General features: G+C 57.1%; 9 protein-coding genes. 2 read left to right on the forward strand and 7 right to left on the reverse strand.

The window, feature by feature from the left end:
- Positions 1 to 174 precede the first annotated feature (174 nt).
- Positions 175 to 423 (reverse strand): photosystem I iron-sulfur center protein PsaC, encoded by a 249-nt coding sequence (gene psaC, locus NW819_RS03040; RefSeq protein ID WP_011432199.1) that lies wholly within the window; start codon positions 421 to 423, stop codon positions 175 to 177.
- Positions 424 to 623: 200 nt separating this feature from the next.
- On the opposite strand from psaC, the gene NW819_RS03045 reads away from it, so the two are divergent.
- The gene (locus NW819_RS03045) at positions 624 to 1,016 is read left to right on the forward strand and encodes a hypothetical protein (protein WP_414381253.1); all 393 of its coding nucleotides are present in this window, start codon (positions 624 to 626) and stop codon (positions 1,014 to 1,016) included.
- A gap of 26 nt (positions 1,017 to 1,042) precedes the next feature.
- Here NW819_RS03045 and NW819_RS03050 read toward each other — a convergent pair whose 3' ends face one another.
- The 6 genes from NW819_RS03050 to NW819_RS03075 form a co-directional block, all read right to left on the reverse strand.
- Positions 1,043 to 1,405, reverse strand: a complete 363-nt coding sequence (locus NW819_RS03050) for a DUF3493 domain-containing protein (RefSeq protein WP_011432201.1) — start codon at positions 1,403 to 1,405, stop codon at positions 1,043 to 1,045.
- Positions 1,406 to 1,408: 3 nt separating this feature from the next.
- Positions 1,409 to 2,050 carry a hypothetical protein gene (locus NW819_RS03055; protein ID WP_414412848.1) on the reverse strand — a complete coding sequence of 214 codons (642 nt, stop codon included), beginning with the start codon at positions 2,048 to 2,050 and terminating at the stop codon, positions 1,409 to 1,411.
- Positions 2,051 to 2,185: 135 nt separating this feature from the next.
- The gene (locus tag NW819_RS03060; RefSeq protein ID WP_414412849.1) at positions 2,186 to 3,487 is read right to left on the reverse strand and encodes a gamma-glutamyl phosphate reductase; all 1,302 of its coding nucleotides are present in this window, start codon (positions 3,485 to 3,487) and stop codon (positions 2,186 to 2,188) included.
- A 137-nt stretch (positions 3,488 to 3,624) separates the two neighbouring features.
- Positions 3,625 to 3,966 (reverse strand): hypothetical protein, encoded by a 342-nt coding sequence (locus NW819_RS03065; RefSeq protein ID WP_238376873.1) that lies wholly within the window; start codon positions 3,964 to 3,966, stop codon positions 3,625 to 3,627.
- Between the two features lie 168 nt (positions 3,967 to 4,134).
- The gene (locus NW819_RS03070; RefSeq protein ID WP_414412850.1) at positions 4,135 to 5,436 is read right to left on the reverse strand and encodes a hypothetical protein; all 1,302 of its coding nucleotides are present in this window, start codon (positions 5,434 to 5,436) and stop codon (positions 4,135 to 4,137) included.
- Entirely contained in the window at positions 5,433 to 6,872 is a 1,440-nt protein-coding gene (locus NW819_RS03075) for an NAD(P)/FAD-dependent oxidoreductase (RefSeq protein WP_414409351.1), read from the reverse strand. The genes NW819_RS03070 and NW819_RS03075 overlap by 4 nt, the downstream gene beginning before the upstream one ends.
- A 148-nt stretch (positions 6,873 to 7,020) precedes the next feature.
- On the opposite strand from NW819_RS03075, the gene gshA reads away from it, so the two are divergent.
- Positions 7,021 to 8,126: glutamate--cysteine ligase (gshA, locus tag NW819_RS03080; protein WP_414412851.1), on the forward strand; the 1,106-nt coding region annotated here is incomplete at its 3' end.

An 8,126-nucleotide genomic window follows, 5' to 3' on the forward strand; every position in this document is an offset into this window, starting at 1 on the left:
CGCCGCGGGTGTCGGGTAGTTTACCAAACAGCTTAAGACCTGCCATACGCCACAGCCTCTCCCCGGAAGAGGGAAAGGCTGGAACTGGGTCGGGAAGTAAACTGCTTTTCTGGTACTCTGGAATATTTGTGCTCTGTGGGCAGTTGAGAGTGGGGTTGCGGCCAGGTGCCCCCATCAGTAGGCTAAGCCCATGCTGCGGGTGGTTTCGGGGCCAAGGTAGACTCGGATGCTCAGAAAATCGGTGGGACAAGCGGTTTCACAGCGTTTGCAGCCAACGCAGTCTTCGGTGCGGGGAGCGGCAGCGATCATGCCAGCCTTGTTGTTCCCCTTCCAGGGCACCATCTCCAACACGTCGGTGGGACAAGCCCGCACACACTGAGTGCAGCCGATGCAGGTGTCGTAGATCTTGACCGAGTGAGCCATTAGCGTTCTCCAGTCGAGCAGGTTGAAACGTTAAAAAGAGGTTTACCGAATCCGCAGGGCAGCAGCATCGCTGCGCAAGTGCCCTCAGTGTACAGTAGTCCTGGGAAGCCTCCAAAATCTCCGATCCAAATGTTCAAACAAATTTACATCCGGTGGGCCAATGGGAAGGTTGCTGGGGTTGGGCTAGGATCGGCCTGAAGATGACAGGACAAGGGATCCCGAACATGGGGCGCTCGGTGCAAGATTGGCGAAGGCAAACTCAGGGCAATCTGCGTCGTCTGGGGCCAATTTTGCTGGAGATCTTCGAGGAGAACAGGCCTCGCCTGCGCCAATGGGATCAGCAGCTCACCGATTGGGTGCGCAGCCGCCGCTGGGGGGTGGATCCGTCTCTGCCCAAGGTGGCTATCTATGTCCTGGGCGCAGTGGTGATCCTGGCGATCCCACTTCTCACGTTTGTGGCTTTGGGGGCCTTTCTGACCTTTCTGGGTGTCCAAATTGTCCAAAAGTGGTCACAAGGGGATCCCGCTCGCCAAACTCAGCGCCGCTATCTGCGCAGTGCTGACGCGGATGATGATGACTTTGATCTGGATTGAGAAAGGGGCTGCGGGGAATGGGCGGGCTAACTGTCCGCCGACCGTTGGGGCTCCTGGGAGTCTTGCTGCATGCCCAAGCGTTGTTTGACCTGTCTGATCACCTTCTGGTGAGAGCGGTTTTCCAGCCTGTTTAGGCCGATGGCGCCGGCCAGGATCCCCAACTGTAAGGCCAAGCTGGGCAAGGTGGTGTTCAAGTCCCGTCCCGCCAGGGCTCGAAAGAAAAACACAAACGCCCCGATGGTAGCCGAGAACCCCACCGCCAAGTAGATGAAGCGCCGCAAGCTGCGGTAGGGAGCGGCCAGCTCCGTCAAGAGCCTCACCTGCTCTGCTGAAGAGGGATCCCGGCGTTGCGACAGGGGCGATCTTGGCTTGGGATCGGAGTCTGCCATTGGCTACACCTCCTCAGGCAACAAGAGGGGCTCCCGACCGGAAACCCCCGCCAAAACGGCTTCGGCAGCGCGGCAGGCGGCCAGAATATCTCGCTCTTCCCCTCCCAAGTACACGCGGCCAAAGCTACCGAAAGGCATCACCTCCAGGATGTTGATCTGGGCAGATTTTTCTGCCTCGTTGGCAGCCAGGGGGGCATAGCCTGCCGGTTGCACCTCCAGGATATAGAGGGTTTGGCCGGCCAGGAGCATTTGGCCACGGCGGGAACGGTTAATCAACTGGGTTTGGTGGGGATCAATGTTGCGGATGATCTGGCTGGAGATGATGCGTGGTTTGAGGCGCTCCTGTTCGCTCACCCCCAAGGCAGACAAAATGGCGCGGCCAGCCGTGCGGGTGTCCCCTTGGTTGCTGGAGTGTACTTCCAGAAGGCCGTAGAGGCGTTCCACCACCTGCAGCCCCGGCCTCACCGAGGTGGCCTTCAGGGCAATATCCATAACGCGGTTGATCTCGATGCCGGGGGAAATCTCGACCCACAAAGAAGTGTCCCCAGGCAGGGGCAAAAAGCCGTAGGCTACTGTGCCCAGATAAGCAGCATACTGGGGTTGCAGCCGATCCAAAAACACGTAACTGCGAAGGTCGATCCCCAAAAAAGTCCTCCCTTTGGGCTCAGTTGGATGTTGAGCTGATGGCGATCTACATTCTCATTCTCCAGCCTCATCCCAGCTCTTGGATCTTGGGCAGACCGGCCAACCTTGGTGCATCAGTTGGGTTGCTGCCCAGCTCTACAGATCGCCCTGAGCCACCACCTTCACCGTTGTCAGGGCTTCCACGTCGATGGGCCCGCGCACGTGCAGCCGCTGAGTAGAAATGCCCAAAGACAGGTCGCGAAACGCTCCCAACGTGGGGATCCCAGCTCCCCGGCCTGCCGAGAGGGGGGAAGTGTTGATGTGGATCAGGGCGGCATCTACTTCCTGGAGAAAGCGCTGGGCCGCCGATTGGCTATCGGTGAGGATCGTCTCCGATTGACGGCAACCATTTTTGTTAATCCAGGCGATCGCCTCCGTCAGGTCGGCAATGGGCTGCAGGCGCAGATGAGGTCGTTCCGTCGAGTCAAAGCCTTGCCCAAGCGGCTGGAGCTGCGGGAACTGTTCCAGAATGGAGGCGGCTGCCTGGATATCGATCCCGTGACCCAGCAAGTCCTCAATCAAGGCGGTCAGATGGTTGGTGGCCCAATCGGTGTGGATCAGCAGCCAGAGGGTGAGAGGCTGATAGATGGGGATCCCTTCTGAGCCGTACTGGGCCAGGGGATCCAACAAAGCCGATTTGACCAAGGGCCAAGGGGCAGTGCGATCCAGATAGATGTGGCCGTAGCCCAAATGGGTAGCCAGAGTCGGCACTTTGCTGGCCTGCAACAGGAACTCCACCCAGCCGGGGCGACCGCAGGGAATCACCAGGTCTAGGTAGCGGGTTTGCTGTAACAACGGCAATAGTGGGGAATCTACTTGGGGATCTGCGGTTCGGTCTTGGGCGGGCAAGGTTTGAATGGCCCCTTCCGGGATCCCGTGCTCATAAGCCGTCTCTGCCAACAGGTTGACCATAGCCTGGTGAGTTTTCTGGATGGGACCGCTGCTGGCCAAAATCACGCCATTTCCTGTTTTTAGGCACATGCCAATGCCATTTAAGGCAAACTCGGGGTAGATTTCGTAGACCAGAGCAATCAACCCCAACGGGACGCGGTAGCGGCCAATAAACAGGCCATTCTCCTGGCGGTGCCCTTTCTCCAGCTTGCCAATGGGATCCGGCTGCTGGGCCAGGAGAGTCAGCAACTGGGCGGATCGCTGTAGACGCTCGGGGGTGAGCTTCAGGCCGTTGAGGATCCACTCCGGTACGGTTTGCTCGCGGCAACTTTCCAGGTCGAGGGTATTGGCTTCCAGGAGCAGATCGGAGCGCTCCAACAAACACCGCGAGAGAGCCAGCAGGGCCTGGCGCTTGGTTTGGCTGCTCAACCGCTGCATCTGCGGTAGTAAGCGGCGTACCTGTCGCAGAGTGGTACCTAAGTCAAAGTCTGAACCGAAATCTGTCACTTGAACTTCTCCCGCCTAGCCCATTAGAGACAGACCCGCTGCGTTCTCCAGACCACTGCTAACAAGAAATGGTTGGATCCACAAGTGCTGGGGCTGCCAATTCTGGAGACCAGTCGCTGGAGAAAATCTCACTCACCTCAGGGCCGCCGCAGCAGCAGGATCGCCGTTACCATCAGCAGCGTTAGCAACAAGCCGAGAATCATGAACCAACTGAGCAACTGGGTTTGGTTTGGGAAGAGCACTGCGCCGATGAACCCAACCGCCAAGACAATGCCCAAGCTGAGGGTGAGGCCCAAGAGCGCGGATCCCTGTAGGGTGTTTTCCCGCCGCAACACCCATTGGTAGCCGTTCCAGAACCACATTTTGCGATAGGGATAAGAAACGGCCAGTTGCTCGATGTACAGGCGGTCGGGGGTAATGGCAAAAATATGCTGGCAACGGCTACACCCAAAGGCTTCGGTTAGGGTGATCAGGCGCAACTGACCTTGATGGCAGCACGGGCAGGGGTAAATTTTGGCGGGCTCAAGGGTCTGAGCGACACGCGGGGTTGATTTTCGATGGGGAAACTTGCGGGGAGAAGAGAAGGCCACAGCTCTCAGCCGGTGAGAAGTTGGGATCCCTCACATCCTATCTCCAGCCAAGCCGGTTCAAGCTACCCAAAGATGATGGACGTAGCGCCAGATGAGGATTTGGTTGAGGACAAAAAAGACTAAAGCCAAAAGCCCATATCCCAGCTTCAGAGCAACACCAAGATAAGGCCGCACCTGTTGGGGGATGAAGCTGAAATCGGTGTGTTTGGCCCAATGCGCCAACGCCAACACCTGCATGAGGTGAACCGGCAGGCAATAGCGGCTCATGCTTCGTTGCCCCAAGGGGCTCATACCCGTTAGGGCAATGTAAAACATGGCCCAAGCAGCCAGATGAAATCCCAGCCGCTCCCGCCAACACTGGCTTCTACCTGCCATAACTCCTGCCGCATCCATTAAACCTGTGACAAGCAGGGATCCCAGGGTGGCAGACACAAACAGTTGGCTAAGAGCGTCAGCCCACAGCCCAGGGTCTTTCATCGGTGCAGAAAGAGAGAGTAAGCTTTGCCAGCGTTCGGCGGAAAGGACATATGTGCGAGCTTGGAAAATAGCTTGATAATTGGCTTTCACGCCGGTAAAGTAACGCTGCATTTCCAGGTAGAGATCCCAGCGTCCGAAGCGGAGCTGACAGTAGAGAAAAAAGCCCAGGCCACCCAACAGAGCCAAGCTCGCTGCCATACTCGTCCAAAACCAACGGCGGGCTTGGGTTCTCTCCCCCGCTTTCAGGAGATTCAAAAAAGGGAGCAGCGCCACCGGCAAGCCGACAATCCGAGTAGCACTCATCACCAAGCCGTGGATCCCAGCCAGGAGCATCAGCAGGGGACGGCCCCCGTGAATTGACCAGTAGAGAAAACCCAGTAGGCTGGCCATAAACAAAGATTCGCTGTAGCCCACGACCAGGTAAAAGCTGGTGGGATAAAAGAAGATGAGCAGACTGGCCAAAATTTGCCAGAGGGGGGGAATTTGCCACCTGCGGTAAAGCAGGAAAAGGTAAACCCACATCAGCCAGCAAAAGAGCTGGGCGGTGAGGTAGAGCCCCAGTTCAGGGTCAACTCCCACAAGGTGACTGATTGCGGCCACTGCCAGGGGATAGCCGGGGAAAAAAGCTACGTTGCTCTGCTCATAGGCAATCTTGTCGAAACCCACAAACTGGTACCCCCGCCGCACAATGCTGAGATACCAATAGCTATCCCGCTGACTCAGGGCTGTGAAGGCAGAAGCATAGTCGCTCTCCTCACTCCAGAGGGAGATCATAAAGATCTGCAGCACTGTCAAGGCCAAACTGGGCAACAAGATTTGCCCTAAGAAAGGGGCAAGGTACTGCCGACCTCGCTGCAACAGATGACTGAGAGGAAAGCTCATCGCTGAATCGTTAAGGGTGAAGATGGCACTTTGATTTCTTCTTGGTAATCGTCGTCGGAGTTCACCTGCCAGAGATTGTGACTACCGGGTCGGAGAATGTTCTCAGCCGCCAGCAAGCCCATCAGTAAACTGTGATCTTGGTTGTTGTATTTAAATGAGCCGTAGCGGCCCACCACTTGTAGATTTTCAAACTGGCTGAGATACTCCTGCAAAATGGCTAAATCTTCTTTATAGCTACCGGTATAGATGGGATAAGTGCGGGGCAGGCGCACCACAAAGCCACTGTAGATCTTTTGATCGTGAAGCAGGCCAATTTGACGCAGCTCCTTCTCGGCCAAAGCCAGCAATTCCTCCTCAGGAGCTTGCCACAAGGGATCCCCAAAGTTGCACCAATACTCACAGCACAAGGGGGTTTGCTCTTGGTTGGGCAACATGGCCGGAGACCAATTGGCGAAGTTGGTCACCCGTCCCACCCCCACCGTTGGATCGTTGATATACAGCCAGTTATCGGGGAAGAGCTGGGATCCCTGCACAATCAAGTAAACCAAGACAGTATTGCGAAATCTGAGATTGCGGGCTGCCTGCAGCACTTGGGGGGGAGGCAATTTCCGCAGGCTCTGCACCAACACCGTCAGAGGGATCGAGGAAATGACGTGGGAGGGGGAGACCCAAGTTTCACTTCCATCCTGAAGATTGCGCAGTTGCAGCTCGACAACTTGGGATCCCCGATGTCTGAGGGTGACTACTTCTGTGTTGAGCAGGACTTTTTGTCCCTCGGCAAGCAAATACTCCTGCATTTTTTCATAGAGCTGCCCGGATCCCAGACGAGGAAACTGAAACTGGTCGATCAGAGACTTGGCCAAGCTTCGATTCCACCCCAAGGCCTTTTGGATGGCTTGCCCAAGGCTGAGACCTTTGATGCGCTGGGCAGCCCAATCAGCACTGATCTCGGTACAAGGGATCCCCCAAAGCTTTTCCGTATATCCTTCAAAGAACATTTGAAAGAGTCGGGTGCCGAACTTGCCTTTGACCCAGTCGGCAAAGTTCTGGGGAGCTGGTCGCGGAATTAATTGTGCCCAGAGATAGGAAAGGACAATGTGCAGGCTTTCCCACCAACCCACTTTGCGCAGGACTTCCCAGGCCTGAATGGGGTACTGAAAATACTGCTTGCGGTAATAGATGCGGGTGAGCCGTCGGACGGTTACTTGCTCGGATTCCAAAACCTGATTCCACAACTCTCGCACCGGCAGGATTTTAGTGAAAAAACGGTGCGGGCCATAGTCCAAGATAAACCCCTGATACTGAATACTTTTGGCCAAACCCCCGACCTTCTCCTCTCGTTCTACCACCACTACGGAAAAACCCAGTTGGTTCAAGCGATAGGCAGCCGCCATGCCTGCCGGCCCCGCTCCCAGGATGTAGATGGGATCCCCCACTCTGTCTCTTCCCGAAACTGCTTTACAGGGACATCCTAAAACAGGTCGAGAAACTTCCCTACCATCGGCCAATTCCCTGCCAAACCCCAGGACAATGAGGGGAGAAGAGAAAGGTTAGACTGGTGAGGCTGCGGCTGGAGGCTGGCCTGTGCTGTTGACCAAGGGCTTTGAGGTGGAAATGTACACCGGCACCGCCGCCGGGGAAGTGGTGGGTCTATCGGATCGCATTTGCCAAGCTTTGCCGGGGTTTGTGCGGGAGCCGGATCGGCGCAATGTGGAGTACATCACCCCCCCTCTCCGCCGCTACGAAGACCTGCTCTGTGCCTTGTTGCGGCCTCGCCTACAGTTGCGGCAATTTTTGCGCCGTCTTGGCCCTTACACCCTTCTGCCAGGGAGCACGCTAGCTTTGGGCGGCAGCGACCACTTCGAGCGGTCGGATCCCGGCAACCCCTACCACGACTACATCGAGCGCACCTATGGCACGCGGGTGGTAACTGCTAGCATTCACATCAATGTTGGCCTGCCAGGTACTGAGGCCATCTTCCGGGCCTGTCGCCTGCTGCGAGCGGAAGCATCTCTCTACCTAGCTCTGAGCGCTTCCTCTCCTTTTCTGGACGGACGGGTGACGGGATCCCACTCCAGCCGTTGGCAGGTGTTCCCCAAAACGCCGGCTCAGGTGCCCTTCTTCCGGGATCACGCCCACTACATTGCGTGGATCCAGGAGCAGCTAGCCTTGGGCACCATGCAGAATGTGCGCCACCTGTGGGCCTCGGTGCGACCCAACGGCCCGGAGCGGCCCTACCACCTCAACCGCGTGGAGCTGCGCATTTGCGATCTGGTGGGGGATCCGGTAATGGTTCTGGCGATTACCGCCTTGGTGGAAGCCCGTCTCTGGCAGTTGCTGGCCCAGCCGGAAGCGCTGGATCCCTTGCGGGGGCCCTTTACCCCAACAGAGCTGGAGAGCCTTTGCGAGGCCAACGAGCAGGCTGCTGCCCGAGAATCGCTGCAATCTCGTTTGGTCGATTGGCGGACAGGCCGGGAACGGGCGGCCCAAGAGTGGATCGAAGAGCTGCTGACCGAAGCTTGGCGCATTGGCCAACCTCAGGGCTTAGGCTGTTTTCTAGCTCCCTTGCAAACTCTGCTCCACCAGGGCAATGAGGCCCAACGCTGGCTGAAGCAAGTCAACCAGGGATCCACGCCTGCCCAAGTGTACCAACAGGCCATCCAGGAGCTGGCCGAACAAGACCGAGAGAG

The sequence above is a fragment of the Synechococcus sp. R8-2 genome, assembly GCF_047461715.1.
Classification (GTDB): Bacteria; Cyanobacteriota; Cyanobacteriia; order Thermostichales; family Thermostichaceae; genus Thermostichus.

Coding starts and splice junctions, on each gene's coding strand:
- psaC (WP_011432199.1), bottom strand. CDS start 423: ATGGCTCACTCGGTCAAGATCTACGACACCTGCATCGGCTGCACTCAG.
- NW819_RS03045 (WP_414381253.1), top strand. CDS start 624: ATGACAGGACAAGGGATCCCGAACATGGGGCGCTCGGTGCAAGATTGG.
- NW819_RS03050 (WP_011432201.1), bottom strand. CDS start 1,405: ATGGCAGACTCCGATCCCAAGCCAAGATCGCCCCTGTCGCAACGCCGG.
- NW819_RS03070 (WP_414412850.1), bottom strand. CDS start 5,436: ATGAGCTTTCCTCTCAGTCATCTGTTGCAGCGAGGTCGGCAGTACCTT.